At 63.0% G+C, this 13,659-nt stretch carries 25 protein-coding genes; 1 reads left to right on the top strand and 24 read right to left on the bottom strand.

Annotation, left to right across the window (positions count from 1 at the left end; all coding sequences use genetic code 11):
- Positions 1 to 16: 16 nt before the first annotated feature.
- The 12 genes from rpmD to ACFQ2S_RS11910 form a co-directional block, all read right to left on the bottom strand.
- Positions 17 to 205: a 50S ribosomal protein L30 gene (gene rpmD / locus ACFQ2S_RS11965; RefSeq protein WP_089233448.1), complete on the bottom strand. Its 189-nt coding sequence runs from the start codon at positions 203 to 205 to the stop codon at positions 17 to 19.
- A 12-nt stretch (positions 206 to 217) separates the two neighbouring features.
- Positions 218 to 787 carry a 30S ribosomal protein S5 gene (gene rpsE / locus ACFQ2S_RS11960; RefSeq protein ID WP_386074732.1) on the bottom strand — a complete coding sequence of 190 codons (570 nt, stop codon included), beginning with the start codon at positions 785 to 787 and terminating at the stop codon, positions 218 to 220.
- A gap of 117 nt (positions 788 to 904) precedes the next feature.
- Complete coding sequence (gene rplR, locus ACFQ2S_RS11955) at positions 905 to 1,264, bottom strand: 50S ribosomal protein L18 (RefSeq protein ID WP_386074730.1); 360 nt, start codon at positions 1,262 to 1,264, stop codon at positions 905 to 907.
- Positions 1,265 to 1,275: 11 nt separating this feature from the next.
- Positions 1,276 to 1,809: a 50S ribosomal protein L6 gene (rplF, locus tag ACFQ2S_RS11950; protein WP_386074728.1), complete on the bottom strand. Its 534-nt coding sequence runs from the start codon at positions 1,807 to 1,809 to the stop codon at positions 1,276 to 1,278.
- A 14-nt stretch (positions 1,810 to 1,823) separates the two neighbouring features.
- Positions 1,824 to 2,213 carry a 30S ribosomal protein S8 gene (gene rpsH / locus ACFQ2S_RS11945; protein WP_089233452.1) on the bottom strand — a complete coding sequence of 130 codons (390 nt, stop codon included), beginning with the start codon at positions 2,211 to 2,213 and terminating at the stop codon, positions 1,824 to 1,826.
- 12 nt (positions 2,214 to 2,225) lie between these two features.
- Positions 2,226 to 2,531: a 30S ribosomal protein S14 gene (rpsN, locus tag ACFQ2S_RS11940; RefSeq protein ID WP_089233453.1), complete on the bottom strand. Its 306-nt coding sequence runs from the start codon at positions 2,529 to 2,531 to the stop codon at positions 2,226 to 2,228.
- A 12-nt stretch (positions 2,532 to 2,543) separates the two neighbouring features.
- A complete protein-coding gene (gene rplE / locus ACFQ2S_RS11935) occupies positions 2,544 to 3,107 on the bottom strand; it encodes a 50S ribosomal protein L5 (RefSeq protein WP_386074725.1) in 564 nt (187 codons plus the stop codon).
- Positions 3,107 to 3,412 (bottom strand): 50S ribosomal protein L24, encoded by a 306-nt coding sequence (gene rplX / locus ACFQ2S_RS11930; protein ID WP_386074723.1) that lies wholly within the window; start codon positions 3,410 to 3,412, stop codon positions 3,107 to 3,109. Before rplX ends, rplE begins: the two co-directional genes overlap by 1 nt.
- Positions 3,412 to 3,780 (bottom strand): 50S ribosomal protein L14, encoded by a 369-nt coding sequence (rplN, locus tag ACFQ2S_RS11925; protein WP_005621870.1) that lies wholly within the window; start codon positions 3,778 to 3,780, stop codon positions 3,412 to 3,414. Before rplN ends, rplX begins: the two co-directional genes overlap by 1 nt.
- Positions 3,781 to 3,856: 76 nt before the next feature.
- Positions 3,857 to 4,090 carry a 30S ribosomal protein S17 gene (rpsQ, locus tag ACFQ2S_RS11920; RefSeq protein ID WP_386074716.1) on the bottom strand — a complete coding sequence of 78 codons (234 nt, stop codon included), beginning with the start codon at positions 4,088 to 4,090 and terminating at the stop codon, positions 3,857 to 3,859.
- 4 nt (positions 4,091 to 4,094) lie between these two features.
- The gene (gene rpmC, locus ACFQ2S_RS11915; protein ID WP_386074714.1) at positions 4,095 to 4,301 is read right to left on the bottom strand and encodes a 50S ribosomal protein L29; all 207 of its coding nucleotides are present in this window, start codon (positions 4,299 to 4,301) and stop codon (positions 4,095 to 4,097) included.
- A gap of 271 nt (positions 4,302 to 4,572) precedes the next feature.
- Positions 4,573 to 4,800 (bottom strand): DUF1127 domain-containing protein, encoded by a 228-nt coding sequence (locus ACFQ2S_RS11910; protein WP_386074712.1) that lies wholly within the window; start codon positions 4,798 to 4,800, stop codon positions 4,573 to 4,575.
- Positions 4,801 to 5,103: 303 nt separating this feature from the next.
- On the opposite strand from ACFQ2S_RS11910, the gene ACFQ2S_RS11905 reads away from it, so the two are divergent.
- The gene (locus tag ACFQ2S_RS11905) at positions 5,104 to 6,540 is read left to right on the top strand and encodes an alanine/glycine:cation symporter family protein (RefSeq protein ID WP_386074710.1); all 1,437 of its coding nucleotides are present in this window, start codon (positions 5,104 to 5,106) and stop codon (positions 6,538 to 6,540) included.
- Positions 6,541 to 6,606: 66 nt separating this feature from the next.
- On the opposite strand, the gene ACFQ2S_RS11900 is transcribed toward ACFQ2S_RS11905, so the two are convergent.
- From ACFQ2S_RS11900 to rpsJ, 12 genes are all read right to left on the bottom strand, one after another.
- Positions 6,607 to 7,227: a 2OG-Fe(II) oxygenase family protein gene (locus tag ACFQ2S_RS11900; protein ID WP_386074708.1), complete on the bottom strand. Its 621-nt coding sequence runs from the start codon at positions 7,225 to 7,227 to the stop codon at positions 6,607 to 6,609.
- 123 nt (positions 7,228 to 7,350) lie between these two features.
- A complete protein-coding gene (gene rplP, locus ACFQ2S_RS11895) occupies positions 7,351 to 7,764 on the bottom strand; it encodes a 50S ribosomal protein L16 (RefSeq protein WP_386074706.1) in 414 nt (137 codons plus the stop codon).
- A gap of 12 nt (positions 7,765 to 7,776) precedes the next feature.
- Entirely contained in the window at positions 7,777 to 8,514 is a 738-nt protein-coding gene (gene rpsC, locus ACFQ2S_RS11890; protein WP_386074704.1) for a 30S ribosomal protein S3, read from the bottom strand.
- Entirely contained in the window at positions 8,514 to 8,894 is a 381-nt protein-coding gene (gene rplV, locus ACFQ2S_RS11885) for a 50S ribosomal protein L22 (protein WP_386074702.1), read from the bottom strand. The genes rpsC and rplV overlap by 1 nt, the downstream gene beginning before the upstream one ends.
- 6 nt (positions 8,895 to 8,900) lie before the next feature.
- On the bottom strand, positions 8,901 to 9,179 hold the full coding sequence (rpsS, locus tag ACFQ2S_RS11880) for a 30S ribosomal protein S19 (protein ID WP_089233465.1): 279 nt from the start codon (positions 9,177 to 9,179) through the stop codon (positions 8,901 to 8,903).
- Between the two features lie 3 nt (positions 9,180 to 9,182).
- Positions 9,183 to 10,025 (bottom strand): 50S ribosomal protein L2, encoded by an 843-nt coding sequence (gene rplB / locus ACFQ2S_RS11875; protein ID WP_386074700.1) that lies wholly within the window; start codon positions 10,023 to 10,025, stop codon positions 9,183 to 9,185.
- 314 nt (positions 10,026 to 10,339) lie between these two features.
- Positions 10,340 to 10,963, bottom strand: a complete 624-nt coding sequence (locus ACFQ2S_RS11870; protein WP_386074698.1) for a hypothetical protein — start codon at positions 10,961 to 10,963, stop codon at positions 10,340 to 10,342.
- Between the two features lie 51 nt (positions 10,964 to 11,014).
- Positions 11,015 to 11,305, bottom strand: a complete 291-nt coding sequence (locus ACFQ2S_RS11865; RefSeq protein WP_386074696.1) for a hypothetical protein — start codon at positions 11,303 to 11,305, stop codon at positions 11,015 to 11,017.
- A 196-nt stretch (positions 11,306 to 11,501) separates the two neighbouring features.
- Positions 11,502 to 11,798, bottom strand: a complete 297-nt coding sequence (locus ACFQ2S_RS11860) for a 50S ribosomal protein L23 (protein ID WP_089233469.1) — start codon at positions 11,796 to 11,798, stop codon at positions 11,502 to 11,504.
- Complete coding sequence (gene rplD, locus ACFQ2S_RS11855) at positions 11,795 to 12,415, bottom strand: 50S ribosomal protein L4 (protein WP_386074694.1); 621 nt, start codon at positions 12,413 to 12,415, stop codon at positions 11,795 to 11,797. Before rplD ends, ACFQ2S_RS11860 begins: the two co-directional genes overlap by 4 nt.
- Positions 12,412 to 13,149, bottom strand: a complete 738-nt coding sequence (rplC, locus tag ACFQ2S_RS11850; RefSeq protein ID WP_068118568.1) for a 50S ribosomal protein L3 — start codon at positions 13,147 to 13,149, stop codon at positions 12,412 to 12,414. Before rplC ends, rplD begins: the two co-directional genes overlap by 4 nt.
- A 15-nt stretch (positions 13,150 to 13,164) precedes the next feature.
- Positions 13,165 to 13,476: a 30S ribosomal protein S10 gene (rpsJ, locus tag ACFQ2S_RS11845; RefSeq protein WP_068118569.1), complete on the bottom strand. Its 312-nt coding sequence runs from the start codon at positions 13,474 to 13,476 to the stop codon at positions 13,165 to 13,167.
- Positions 13,477 to 13,659 lie beyond the last annotated feature (183 nt).

Genomic DNA, 13,659 nt, shown 5'->3' with positions numbered 1-13,659 from the left:
TGGTGCTGGCTGCGGATCAGCCGCGCTCTTCGACGATCTCGACGAGGTGCGGGATCTTGGCAACCATGCCGCGGACCGCAGGAGTGTCCTCCAGTTCGCGGGTCTTGTGCATCTTGTTCAGGCCCAGCCCGATCAGCGTCTGGCGCTGGATGGCGGGGCGGCGGATCGGCGAGCCGATCTGCTTCACGACGATGGTCTTGGCCATGTGTCCGTCTCCTTACGCTTCGGCTGCGGCTTCGGCCGGCGCCTCTTCCGGCTTCTTCAGGATGTCGGCCACCTTCTTGCCGCGACGCTGCGCGACCAGGCGGGGGCTGGCTTCCTTCTTGAGACCGTCCAGGGTGGCGCGGATCATGTTGTAGGGATTCTGCGACCCGATCGACTTGGCGACGACGTCATGGATGCCGAGCATCTCGAACACGGCACGCATGGGACCACCGGCGATGATACCGGTACCCTGCGGGGCGGTGCGCATCACGACGCGACCGGCACCGTGGCGACCTTCGATGTCGTGGTGCAGGGTGCGGCCTTCGCGCAGCGGCACTCGGATCATCTGGCGCTTGGCTTGCTCGGTGGCCTTGCGGATGGCCTCGGGGACCTCCTTGGCCTTGCCCTTGCCAAAGCCGACGCGGCCTTTCTGGTCGCCAACAACCACGAGCGCAGCAAAGCCGAAGCGCTTACCGCCCTTGACGGTCTTGGACACACGGTTGATCGCGACAAGGCGATCGGCGAATTCCGGGGTTTCCTCGCGCTCGCGACGGTTGCCCCGGCGGTTCTCACGTTCTGCCATACGGCTTTCCTTTAGTCATGGGCCGCGCACGGCCACAGGTTTCTTCAATCCAGGTGGGCGCGGCCTGAAGGCTGCGCCCCCGGATCATCGGGACGGCCCGGAGGCCGCCCACAGGGTTCAGAACTTCAGGCCGCCTTCACGCGCGGCGTCGGCGAGCGCCTTTACCCGGCCGTGGAACAGGAAGCCACCACGATCGAAGTAGCACTCTTCCACACCGGCTTTCTTGGCGCGCTCGGCGATCGCAGCACCCACCTTGGCGGCGGCTTCCACGTTGTTCTTGCCGATGATGCCCAGATCCTTTTCCAGCGAGGACGCCGAAGCCAGGGTCACGCCCTTCACATCGTCGATCAGCTGAACGCTGATGTTCTTGCTGGAGCGGTGCACGCTGAGGCGCACCTTGCCCGGGTTGATCTTGCGAAGCTTGTTCCGGACGCGCAGGCGGCGCTTGAGGAACAGGTCCCGTTTGCTGTTTGCCATCTTTCTCGTCCTTACTTCTTCTTGCCTTCCTTGCGGAAGATGAATTCGCCCTTGTAGCGAATGCCCTTGCCCTTGTAGGGCTCCGGCGCGCGCCACTCACGGATGTTCGCCGCCACCTGGCCCACGAGCTGCGGGTCGATGCCTTCAACGACAATCTCGGTCTGCTTGGGGCAGGTCACGGTCACGCCGGCGGGGACGGGAAAGTCCACGTCGTGGCTGAGGCCGAGGTTCAGCTTCAGGGAGTTGCCCTGCATCTGGGCGCGGTAACCGACGCCCTGGATCTCGAGCTCTTTCTTGAAGCCTTCGGTGACGCCGGTGACGAGGTTGGCGACGATCGTGCGGGACATGCCCCACTGCTGGCGAGCGCGCTTGGACTTGCCGCGCGGCTCGACAGTGACGGTGTTGCCGTCGATCGTGATGGTCACATCATCGGTGGCGTTGAAGCTCAGGGTGCCTTTCGGGCCCTTCACCTCGATGGTCTGGCCGGAGAGAGACGCGGAGACACCCGACGGCAGCTCGACCGGTTTCTTGCCAATACGAGACATTGATCAGGCCCTCCTTAGAAGACGGTGCAGAGAACTTCGCCACCAACATTGTTGGAGCGAGCCGCTGCATCCGACATCACGCCCTTGGACGTGGAGACGATGGAGACACCCAGGCCCTGACGGACCGAGGGGATGTCGTTCACGCTCATGTACACACGACGGCCCGGCTTGGAGACGCGCTTGAGTTCGCGGATGACCGGGGTGCCGTCAAAGTACTTGAGGCTGATTTCGATTTCGGGGTGCTCGGCATCCTCGACCTTTTCCCAGCCGCGGATGTAGCCCTCGTCGGCCAGCACGTCGAGAACCCAGGCGCGAAGCTTGGAGGCCGGCGTGCGGACGGTGGACTTGCCGCGCATCTGGGCGTTGCGGATGCGGGTCAGCATATCACCAAGAGGATCGTTCATTTCAATTCCTCCTTACCAGCTCGATTTGACCATGCCGGGGATCTGGCCCTGGGAGGCGAGGTCCCGCAGCGCGATCCGGCTCATCTTCAGCTTACGGTAGTAAGCCTTCGGACGACCCGAGACCTGGCAACGGTTGTGCAGGCGCGTGGCCGAGGAGTTGCGGGGCAGTTTGGCCAGCTTCAGCCGGGCCTTGAACCGCTCTTCCATCGGGCGCTCTTCGTCATTCGCGATCTCTTTCAGCGCGGCACGCTTGGCGGCATATTGCTCGACCAGCTTCTGGCGCTTCTTCTCGCGTTCGATCATGGATTTTTTAGCCATCGGTCGAGTTCCTCAGCTGTTGAACGGCATGTTGAAATGCTTCAACAGCGCCTTGGCTTCCGCGTCGGTCGGCGCGGTGGTGCAGATAACGATGTCCAGCCCCCATGCCTCGTCGACCTTGTCGAAATCGATCTCGGGGAAGACGATGTGTTCCTTGAGCCCCATAGCGTAGTTGCCACGGCCATCGAAGGATTTGCCGGACACGCCGCGGAAGTCGCGGACGCGGGGCAGAGCGATGGTGATCAGGCGATCGAGGAATTCGTACATCCGGTCACCACGGAGGGTCACCTTGGCGCCCAGCGGCATGCCTTCACGGACGCGGAAGGTCGCGATGGACTTCTTCGCCTTGGTGATGACGGCCTGCTGGCCGGCGATGGCAGTAAGGTCGTCCGCGGCCGACTTGGCCTTCTTGGAATCCTTCACTGCCTCGGTGCCGGCGCCGATGTTCAGAACGATCTTCTCCAGCTTCGGGATCTGATGATCGTTCTTGAAGCCGAACTCTTCCTTCAGGGCCGGACGGATCACGTCCTTGTAGTAGGCCTTGAGGCGCGGGGTGTAATCAGCGGTGTCGAGCATCAGATCGCGTCTCCCGTGGTCTTGGCGAAACGCACCTTCTTGCCGTCTTCCTCGCGGAAGCCGACGCGGCTCGGTTTGCCATTGGCATCTACGATGGCCAGGTTGCTCAGGTCGATCGGCATCGCCTTGGCAATGCGGCCGCCCTGGCTGTTCTGGGTCTGGCGGGTGTGACGAATGGCGATGTTGATGCCGCCGACGACGGCCTTGCCAGCTTTCGGATCAACGGATTCGATCTGACCGGTCTTGCCCTTGTCCTTGCCGGCAAGAACGACGACCTTGTCACCTTTGCGGAGTTTGGCAGCCATTACAGCACCTCCGGAGCGAGCGAGATGATCTTCATGAAGTTCTTCGCGCGCAGCTCACGAACCACCGGGCCGAAGATACGGGTGCCGACCGGCTCGTTGTTGTTGTTGAGGATGACGGCAGCGTTGCGATCGAAGCGGATGGCGGTGCCGTCCTCGCGACGCACTTCCTTGGCGGTCCGCACGACGACAGCCTTGCGGACGTCGCCCTTCTTCACGCGGCCACGCGGAATGGCTTCCTTGACCGACACCACGATGATGTCGCCCACGGAAGCGTATTTCCGCTTGGATCCGCCGAGGACCTTGATGCACTGAACCCGGCGGGCGCCGGAGTTGTCAGCGACATCCAGATTGGTCTGCATCTGGATCATGGGGTTACTCCCGACCTGTGGAGGGTGTTCTCGTTGTTCCCCCCAGGGTTTCGTTCAAACCAGGTGTGGCTTGGCCTCAAACGGCCGTCACCACCTCCCAGCGCTTGGTCTTCGAAATCGGCGCACATTCCTGGATACGGACGGTATCGCCAACCTTGAACTCGTTCTTGGGGTCGTGGGCCCGGTACTTCTTGGAAGACCGAATGGTCTTGTGCAGAAGCGGGTGCTTGTAGCGGCGCTCGACCAGGACGGTGACGGTCTGCTCGTTCTGGTCGCTGGTGACGGTGCCTTGCAGGATACGCTTGGGCATGGGCTCAGGCCTCCGATGCGGCAGCGGCCGCCTTTTCGTTCAGTACGGTTTTCACGCGGGCCACGTTGCGGCGAACCTGACGCATGCGCGCGGTGTTCTCCATGGCACCGGTGGCCTGCTGGAAACGCAGGTTGAAGGCTTCTTTCTTGAGGTCGATCAGTTTCTCCCGGAGCTGGTCCGGGGTCTGATCACGAAGTTCGTTGGCGTTCATCGCCTTGTCCTTTCCACATCGCCGGCAGGCCCCTTGCAGGGTCACCCTGATTCCAGCGGAGTTCGAAGATGAGCGGCCCCTTTACGCCTGCGTGCCCAGCAAAGCAAGGCCTGTCTGGCGAAAAGGCCGGAAATGGTGCCGCCGGTCGGAAATTAGGATCGATCCGGCGGGAAATCACCCTCGATCGGCGGCGTCTGGCGACGCTGTAAGGCGAATCGGTTCGGGCGCCGGACGCGCCGGAGCCGGGTTCCGTGGAGCCCGCGAATGCGGCTCAAACGTAGTGAGCTTCCTGGAAAACGTGGTCCACGATGTCTTCGCGCAGCAGGCCCATCGCGGCGAGTTCCTGGTCGCTCTTGGCCTCCAGCTCCCGGAGCTGGGCGAGCTGCTGGTCACGCACCTCGGCGGGCACCAGTTCGGAACAGACATCGGAGAAGTAACGCACGACGCGAAGCCGAGCTTCGTTCTCCGCGTCGGCAGAGGCCGTTGATTGAAGGAGCATGCTGTCACCTCAGGGTATCGGTAGATTGCGTTTCTCACTGCCTGACGTGATAGGACATGAGAAAGGTGCCAGCCAGTGGCCCTCGGTCATTGCCGCCTTGCAGGATTGGCAGAGGCCCGTGCCGGCCATCGGACGTCGGGACTCACGAAACGCCGCGCAATATCGCGCCGGACCACGCCCCCGGCTCGGCATTCAGCAGAACGGAGATAATTCCGTCAATCCAATCATTTCTCGTGACCCAACGGCAAGCAGCGGTCTAGGCTGAAATGATATCGCAACAGGACAAACAGAGAGGGACACGCCATGGGCGCACTGGAAAACCTGTTCGGCCTCATCGGAGATCTGACATGGGGCTGGGCCTTGATCCCGCTTCTCGTCGTCTTCGGTATCTTCATCACCCTGCTTACCGACTTCGTCCAGTTCCGCTTCTTCAAGCGCATGTTTCGCGTCCTGTCCTCTAAGAACCAGTCGGGCGACCCGAATGCGATTTCGGCCCGCGAGGCGCTGCTGATCTCGGTCGGTGGTCGCGTCGGTGGCGGCAATATCGCGGGCGTCGCCGTGGCCATCACGCTCGGCGGCCCCGGTGCGGTATTCTGGATGTGGGCGATCGCCATCGTCGGCATGGCGACCAGCCTCGTCGAATGCTCGCTGGCCCAACTCTACAAGCGCCGGCAGCCCGACGGCATGTTCCGCGGCGGCCCGGCCCGGTCGATCCTGCACGGGCTCGGTGAACACTTCCGTTGGCTCGCCGTGCTCTACGCGGTCTGCCTGATCGCCTCCTTCGCGCTCGGCTTCAACGCTTTCCAGGGCAACACCGTCGCCGGCGCCGTTCAGGACAGCCTCGGCATCAGCCGGACGATCACCGGCGCCGTGCTGGCCGTCGTCGCCGGTTTCATCGTCTTCGGCGGCATCCACAGGATCGCCAAGGCCGCGGACATCGTGGTGCCGATCATGGCCGTCGGGTACATCCTGATGGCGCTGGTCGTCATCCTGATGAACATCACCGCGGTGCCCGGCGTGCTCGTCTCGATCGTCGCGAACGCCTTCGGCCTCCAGGAAGCAGTCGGTGGAGGCATGGGCGCGGCCATCGCGCAGGGCCTGCGCCGCGGGCTCTTCTCCAACGAGGCCGGTCTCGGCTCGGCCCCCAACGTCGCCGCCACGGCGGACGTGCGTCACCCGATCAGCCAGGGCATCACGCAGTCCTTCTCCGTCTTCATCGACACGATCTTCATCTGCTCCTGCACCGCTTTCATCATCCTGCTGGGCGATGTCTACGTGCCGGGTGCCGAAGGGATCGACGGGATCGCGCTGACCCAGCAATCGCTGGTCTCCCACCTCGGGGAATGGTCGCAGTACCTGCTGTCGTTCATGATCATGCTCTTCGCATTCAGCTCGATCATCTACAACTACTACCTCGGCGAGAACGCTCTGACGGTTATTACCAAGCACCCGATGGCGGAGAACGCCCTGCGGATCGTCGTGATCGGCATCGTCTTCCTCGGCGCCACCGCGCCGGGCGCTACGGCGGTGTTCTTCTTCTCCGATCCGATGATGGGTATCCTCGCGGTGGTGAACCTTGTGGTGATCATGATGCTGCTGCCAATCTGCCTGCGCATCCTTCGAGACTTCCGCCAGCAGTTGGCGGAGGGCGTCGTGCGGCCCGTGTTCAACCCGGACAACTTCCCGGATCTCGACCTCGACCGCACCGCCTGGATCGCCAAGGCGGACAATTCGGACTGACCCGGCACGGCGCCGCCATGAAACAAAAGCGCCCGCCCTTCTCGGGGCGGGCAGGCGTCGCGGCGCTCAGGCCCAGGCGTAGTTGAAGCTGACGCTGATGCGTTCGTCCTCGGCCATGTTCATGGGCACCTCGTGCCGCAGCCAGCTCTCCCAGAGCAACACGTCGCCGACCTCGGGCGCCATGTAGATGAACCCCTGCATCTCGCGCCGCGCACCCTTCTTCCTGGCCGGCGCTGCCATCATCCGCGCTGAGCGCGGGTCCTCCAGCTTCAGCGCGCTCGTGCCCTTGGGCATCGAGACATAGGTCGTGCCGCTGATCACGCTGTGCGGATGGATGTGCGAGGCGTGCATCCCGCCCTCGGGAAGGATGTTGATCCAGAGATCCTCGAGCTTGAGCGCCCGGCCGTCGAGATCGAACTCCAGATCCTCGGCAAAGGCGGCGACATGGGCGTCAAGCGCCTCGACGAGATTGCCGAAGATCGGGAAACGCCAGGGCAGATCGGTGAGCGAGGCATAGGAGGTGTAGCCCGGATAGCCGTTCTGCTCGCACCATTCCTGGCCGGCCTCGTCATCCTCGGCGATCACAAGACAGGAGTTCTCCAGTTCGGCAGGGTCGATTGCGGGCCCGAACTCGGAGAGCGCGGCACGGTACAGGCGGGTGACGAAGAGCGACTCGATCTGAGGCATGGGCGTGGTCCCTGATGATCCGGCGTTGCTGGCGGCATAGCCGGAACGGGACAAAAATGAAAACCCCCGCCGATCTCTCGACGGGGGCAAATTTCGTAGGGTGAGGTTTTACCCCACCACGCCTTACCAGTCCTCGCGGACAACCACGCGGGTCTTGATCGGCAGCTTCATCGCTGCGAGGCGCAGGGCTTCTTTGGCCACGTCTTCGCTGACGCCGTCGATCTCGAACATCACCCGGCCCGGCTTGACTTTGGCGGCCCAGTAATCGACCGAACCCTTACCTTTACCCATCCGGACTTCGGTGGGCTTGGAGGTCACCGGCGTATCCGGGAAGATCCGGATCCAGACGCGACCCTGACGCTTCATGTGACGCGTCATGGCCCGACGGGCGGCTTCGATCTGGCGGGCAGTAACCCGCTCCGGCTGGATGGCCTTGAGGCCGTAATGGCCAAACGCGAGGTCGAACCCGCCCTTGGCTTCGCCCTTGATCCGGCCCTTGTGGAGCTTGCGGAATTTCGTGCGCTTCGGTTGCAGCATCTCGTTTACTCCTTACCGGTCACGGTCACGGTCGCCGCGTTCGCGACGGCCGCCACCTGCGCCACGGGGCGCGGGGCCATCCTGGAGCTCCTGGGCGCGGCGATCACGAGCCGACGGGTCGTGCTCCATGATCTCGCCTTTGAAGATCCAGACCTTGATGCCGATGATGCCATAGGGCGTTGTGGCTTCGGCGTGGGCGTAGTCGATGTCGGCGCGCAGCGTGTGCAGCGGCACCCGGCCCTCGCGATACCATTCGGTCCGGGCGATCTCGGCGCCGCCGAGGCGGCCCGCGACGTTGACCCGGATGCCCAGGGCACCCATGCGCATGGCGTTCTGAACCGCGCGCTTCATGGCGCGACGGAACGACACCCGGCGCTCCAGCTGCTGAGCGATGGACTCGCCGACCAGCGCAGCGTCCAGCTCCGGCTTGCGGACCTCGACGATGTTGAGGTGCAGCTCGGAATCCGTCATCGCGGCCAGCTTCTTGCGAAGCACCTCGATGTCGGCGCCCTTCTTGCCGATGATGACACCAGGACGGGCGGTGTGGATGGTGACGCGGCACTTCTTGTGCGGCCGCTCGATGATCACCTTGGACACGCCGGCCTGCTTGCATTCCTTCTCGATGAACTCGCGCATCGCGATGTCTTCGAGCAGGAGGTTGCCGTAGTCCTTGGTGTCGGCGTACCAGCGGCTGTCCCAGGTGCGGTTCACCTGCAGGCGCATGCCGATCGGATTGACTTTATGACCCATTAGGCTTGCTCCTCGACCTGGCGGACCTTGATGGTGAGCTCGGAGAACGGCTTCATGATCTTGCCGTACCGGCCACGAGCACGCGGGCGACCGCGCTTCATGGTCAGGTTCTTGCCCACGTAGGCCTCGGCGACGATCAGTTCATCGACGTCCAGGTTGTGGTTGTTTTCGGCGTTGGCGATCGCGGACTGAAGACATTTCTTCACGTCCTCGGCAATCCGGCGCTTGGAGAAGGTCAGGTCCGTCAGGGCCTTCTCGACCTTCTTGCCACGGATCATAGCCGCAACCAGGTTCAGTTTCTGAGGAGAGGTCCGCAGCATGCGCACCTTGGCCATCGCCTCGTTGTCCGCCACGCGGCGGGGATTCTTGTCCTTGCCCATGGCGAATTACTTCCTCTTGGCTTTCTTGTCCGCCGCGTGACCGTAGTAGGTACGGGTCGGAGCATATTCGCCGAACTTCTGGCCGATCATGTCTTCGGAAACAGCGACCGGAATATGCTTCTGGCCGTTGTAGACACCGAAGGTCAGACCGACGAATTGCGGCAGGATGGTGGAGCGGCGCGACCAGATCTTGATGACCTCGTTGCGACCGGACTCGCGGGCTTTTTCGGCCTTCTTCAGGACATAGCTGTCGACGAAGGGGCCTTTCCAAACGGAACGCGACATGTGTTAGCGGCCCTTCTTCTTGGCGTGACGCGAGCGCAGGATGAGCTTCTGCGACGCCTTGTTCTTGTTGCGGGTACGCGCACCCTTGGTCGGCTTGCCCCAAGGGGTAACCGGGTGGCGACCACCGGACGTCCGGCCTTCACCACCACCATGGGGGTGATCGATCGGGTTCATCACGACGCCGCGGACGGCGGGGCGCTTGCCCTGATGACGGGTCCGACCGGCCTTGCCGAAGTTCTGGTTCGAGTTGTCCGGGTTCGAGACGGCGCCGACGGTGGCCATGCATTCCTGACGCACCATGCGCAGTTCGCCCGAGGACAGACGGATCTGAGCATAGCCGCCATCACGGCCGACGAACTGGGCGTAGGTGCCCGCGGCGCGCGCGATCTGGCCGCCCTTGCCGGGCTTCATCTCGATGTTGTGAACGATCGTGCCGATCGGCATGCCGGAGAACGGCATCGCGTTGCCCGGCTTCACGTCCACCTTGCTGCCGGCGACGATCTGGTCGCCCACCGCAAGACGCTGCGGCGCCAGGACATAGGCCTGCTCGCCATCTTCATACTTCACCAGCGCGATGAAGGCGGTACGGTTCGGATCGTATTCGATCCGCTCGACGGTGGCCGCCACGTCGAACTTGTTGCGCTTGAAATCGACGATCCGGTAGAGGCGTTTCGCCCCGCCACCGCGGCGTCGTGCGGTAATACGTCCGGTGTTGTTCCGGCCGCCCTTCTTGGTCAGACCCTCGGTGAGGGACTTGACAGGACGTCCTTTCCACAGCTCCGAACGGTCGATCAGCACCAGCCCGCGCTGGCCCGGCGTCGTCGGCTTGTACGACTTGAGTGCCATGCTTTCTGTCTTCCGTTAGCTTCGCAGGGCTTGTCGCCCCGCTATGTGTGGGCCTTTCGGCCTGGGTATAGGGCCCTCGTCAGAGGTCCCCGGCTATCCGTTCTTGCGAACAAAGCCAAAGCCCCGGACGAATCCGGGGCTCGGCGGATGGGCTCTGATATGGGAGCGACGACAGATGGTCAAGCGATTCCCACCCTCGATCCCCTAACAAAACAAGCAAAACAACCAGTGCCGGGATCGAATGGGCGACTGCACTGTCCATCAGGCCGGATACCGGCCGACACACTGACCAACGGAGCCTTGCCGCCAGGGCCTCAGTCCGTCTTGTAGCGGCCCGGCTGGACAAACTCGTTGATCTTGCGCATGTGATCGCCGGTCATCTCGACCCCGCAGAACCGGGCGATCTCGACGGCGGTCTGCTCCGTCCGCAGGAGAAGTTTTTCATAGCTGACGATCAACGTCGGGCGCTGGTGCTTCAGGACGAAATTCAGGTTCCGCCGGGTCTGCTTCATCGATGCGCGCAACGACATGACGGCGTTCTCATCACCCCGAACAAACATCCCAAGGGCATTCGCCCCAAGGTCCCGGGTCGTGACGATGAAGCGAACATTCCTGAGATGCGGAAGCAGATCCTCAATGTATCCGTTGGAATGCGGATGTTTCCATCCCCAGACGTCAAATGCCTCGTTTCGCCGCGCCACCGTCTCGACGATCGCGCCGAGTCCCCGTTTCAGCCGGAATCCCCTGTCTTCGAGGTTGGTTCCGGTCTCTGTCCCCAAGGGGATGCCGAGACCGGACAGAACACCTGCGACGGCAGTCGTCCCTCCGCGGTTCACACCGAAGATGTGGAATGTCCGCTGCGGCGCCTCGTGGGAGGCAACGTCCTCGAAAAGCCGCATCGTGCATGCCTTGACGCGGAGCTCGTCCTCACCGTCCATCTTCGCTCTTTCTCAGTCCTATTGGGTGCGTCCACAGGGTCAGGCCGGCCCTCAGAAGTCGCCGCAATCCCTGCGTGCTGCCGTCTGGATCTGCTGCCGTTGCTGCAGGACCCCGATGCTCGACCGTGCACTCTGGTCGGTGATGGCCTTCACCTCGACGAGCGTCTGCCGGGACAAGATCGCGATACAGGCGTCCGGCACATCGGCATTCCGGAGGGCTCTGGTCATGGAAGAGCGGAGCTGTTCCGTGCCGCCGTTCTTGTCCGGTGGCGTCGTGGAAGTACACCCGGCGAGCAGGCCGCCGACGAGCAAGGCGCTGATCATGAAGCGATTGGGTTTCACCTTCGTGTCCTTTCCTTTGCGAGAGCCGCGCAGGACAAGCCTAGCATGAAGACAGGGGCCGACCACCCCGAAGGCTGCACATTCCACAGCAGGACGGGCTCAAATTTCCGGGCATTTCCTCTTCCTTCCGAGCCACCGAAAACGAAAAAGGCCCCCGCTGTGGCAGGGGCCTTCTTTCTTCGATCTGTCCGGAGCCTCAGAGGCCGGTGGACACGTCGATCGTGTTGCCCTCTTCGAGGGTCACGTAGGCTTTCTTGACGTCCTTGCGCTTGCCGGGCTGACCGCGGAAACGCTTGACCTTACCCTTGGTGACGGTCGTGTTCACGGCCTTCACCTTCACACCAAACAGGCCTTCGACGGCCTCCTTGATCTGGGGCTTGTTGGCGTCGATGGCGACCTCGAAGACCACAGCATTCGCCTCGGAGGCCATGGTGGCCTTCTCGGTGATGATGGGCTTGCGGATCACGTCGTAGTATTCGGCTTTGACGCTCATTTCAGACGAGCCTCCAGTGCTTCGACACCCGCCTTCGTGATCACCAGGGTGTCACGCTTGAGGATGTCCATGACATTGGCGCCGATCGATGGCAGCACGTCCAGACCTTCGATGTTGGCCGCGGCACGAGCGAAGTTCTCGTTCACCTCGGCACCGTCGATGATCAGCGCACGCTTCCAGCCCAGTTCCTTGATCTGCTTGGCAAGGATCTTGGTCTTGGCTTCGTCCATCGCGGCCGTGTCCAGGACAACGAGGTTGCCGGACGCCACCTTGGAGGACAGCGCGAGCTTCAGGCCGAGCTTGCGGACCTTCTTGGGAAGGTCGTGGGCATGGCTGCGCGGGGTCGGGCCCTTGTAGATACCACCCTTGCGGAAGATCGGCGCGTTACGGTCGCCGTGGCGTGCGCCACCGGTGCCCTTCTGGCGGTAGATCTTCTTGGTAGAGTAGCTGGTTTCCGAGCGGGTCTTGACCTTGTGGGTGCCGGCCTGCGCCTTGTTGCGCTGCCAGCGGACCACGCGGTGCAGGATGTCGGCACGCGGCTCCAGGCCGAAGATCTCTTCGGACAGATCCACGTCGCCGGCGGCCCCGCCGTCGAGCTTGATCACATCAAGTTTCATTCTTCCGCACCCCCTTCAGCAGGCGCTTCGGCCGGAGCTTCGGCGACGGCGGCGGCTTCAGCGGCCTTGATCGCGGCCGGGAACGGCACGCCTTCGGGCAGCTTCTTCTTCACGGCGTCCTTGATGGTGACCCAGCCACCCTTGGAGCCCGGCACGGCGCCCTTGACCATGATCAGGCCACGGTCGGCGTCGATGCGGACGACTTCCAGGTTCTGGGTGGTGACACGGGCAGCACCCATGTGACCGGCCATCTTCTTGCCCTTGAACACGCGGCCCGGGTCCTGACACTGACCGGTGGAACCGTGCGAACGGTGGGAGATCGACACACCGTGCGAGGCGCGCAGACCACCGAAGTTGTGGCGCTTCATGGCACCGGCAAAACCCTTACCGATCGAGGTACCCGACACGTCGACCTTCTGGCCGGCAACGTAGTGCTCGGCAGAGATCTCGGCGCCAACCTCGATCAGGTTCTCCGGGTCCACGCGGAACTCGGCCACCTTGCGCTTGGGCGCAACGTTGGCGGCGGCGAAGTGGCCGCGCATGGCCTGGGAGGTCCGCTTGGCCTTGGCCGAACCGGCACCGAGCTGAACGGCGGTGTAGCCATCCCGCTCGACGGTTCGCTGGTCGACGACCTGCAGGTTGTCGAGTTGAAGGACGGTGACGGGAACCTGCTTCCCGTCCTCCAGGAACAGGCGGGTCATGCCCACCTTCTTGGCGATAACTCCAGAGCGCATCTGATTCATGCCCCCTTAGTTAAGCTTGATTTCGACGTCGACGCCGGCGGCGAGGTCGAGCTTCATCAGCGCGTCCACGGTTTGCGGGGTCGGGTCGACGATGTCAAGCAGACGCTTGTGGGTACGGATTTCCCACTGGTCGCGCGATTTCTTGTCGATGTGCGGTCCACGGAGCACCGTGAATTTCTCGATCTTGTTCGGCAGCGGGATCGGGCCGCGCACCTGGGCGCCCGTCCGCTTGGCGGTGTTGACGATCTCCTGGGTGCTGGCGTCCAGCACACGATAGTCAAACGCCTTCAGCCGAATGCGGATGTTCTGGCTTTGCATTGTCAGTCAGCCTTGTTCTCGGCATTGGAGTTGAGAGGTGGAATGCGGCTCATTCCGCACCCCACATCGAACCCGTTCAATGAGGGTGAGGCAGGCCTATCGGCCCACCCCGAAAATCCGATCTCGAGAGTGATTACTCGACGATCTTGGAGACGACGCCGGCGCCGACGGTGCGGCCGCCTT

This window comes from Tropicimonas aquimaris (genome assembly GCF_042676185.1).
Taxonomy (GTDB): domain Bacteria; phylum Pseudomonadota; class Alphaproteobacteria; order Rhodobacterales; family Rhodobacteraceae; genus Tropicimonas; species Tropicimonas aquimaris.
The sequence above is the reverse complement of the archived record's forward strand: the minus strand, read 5'-3'. Positions and strand labels throughout refer to the sequence as shown.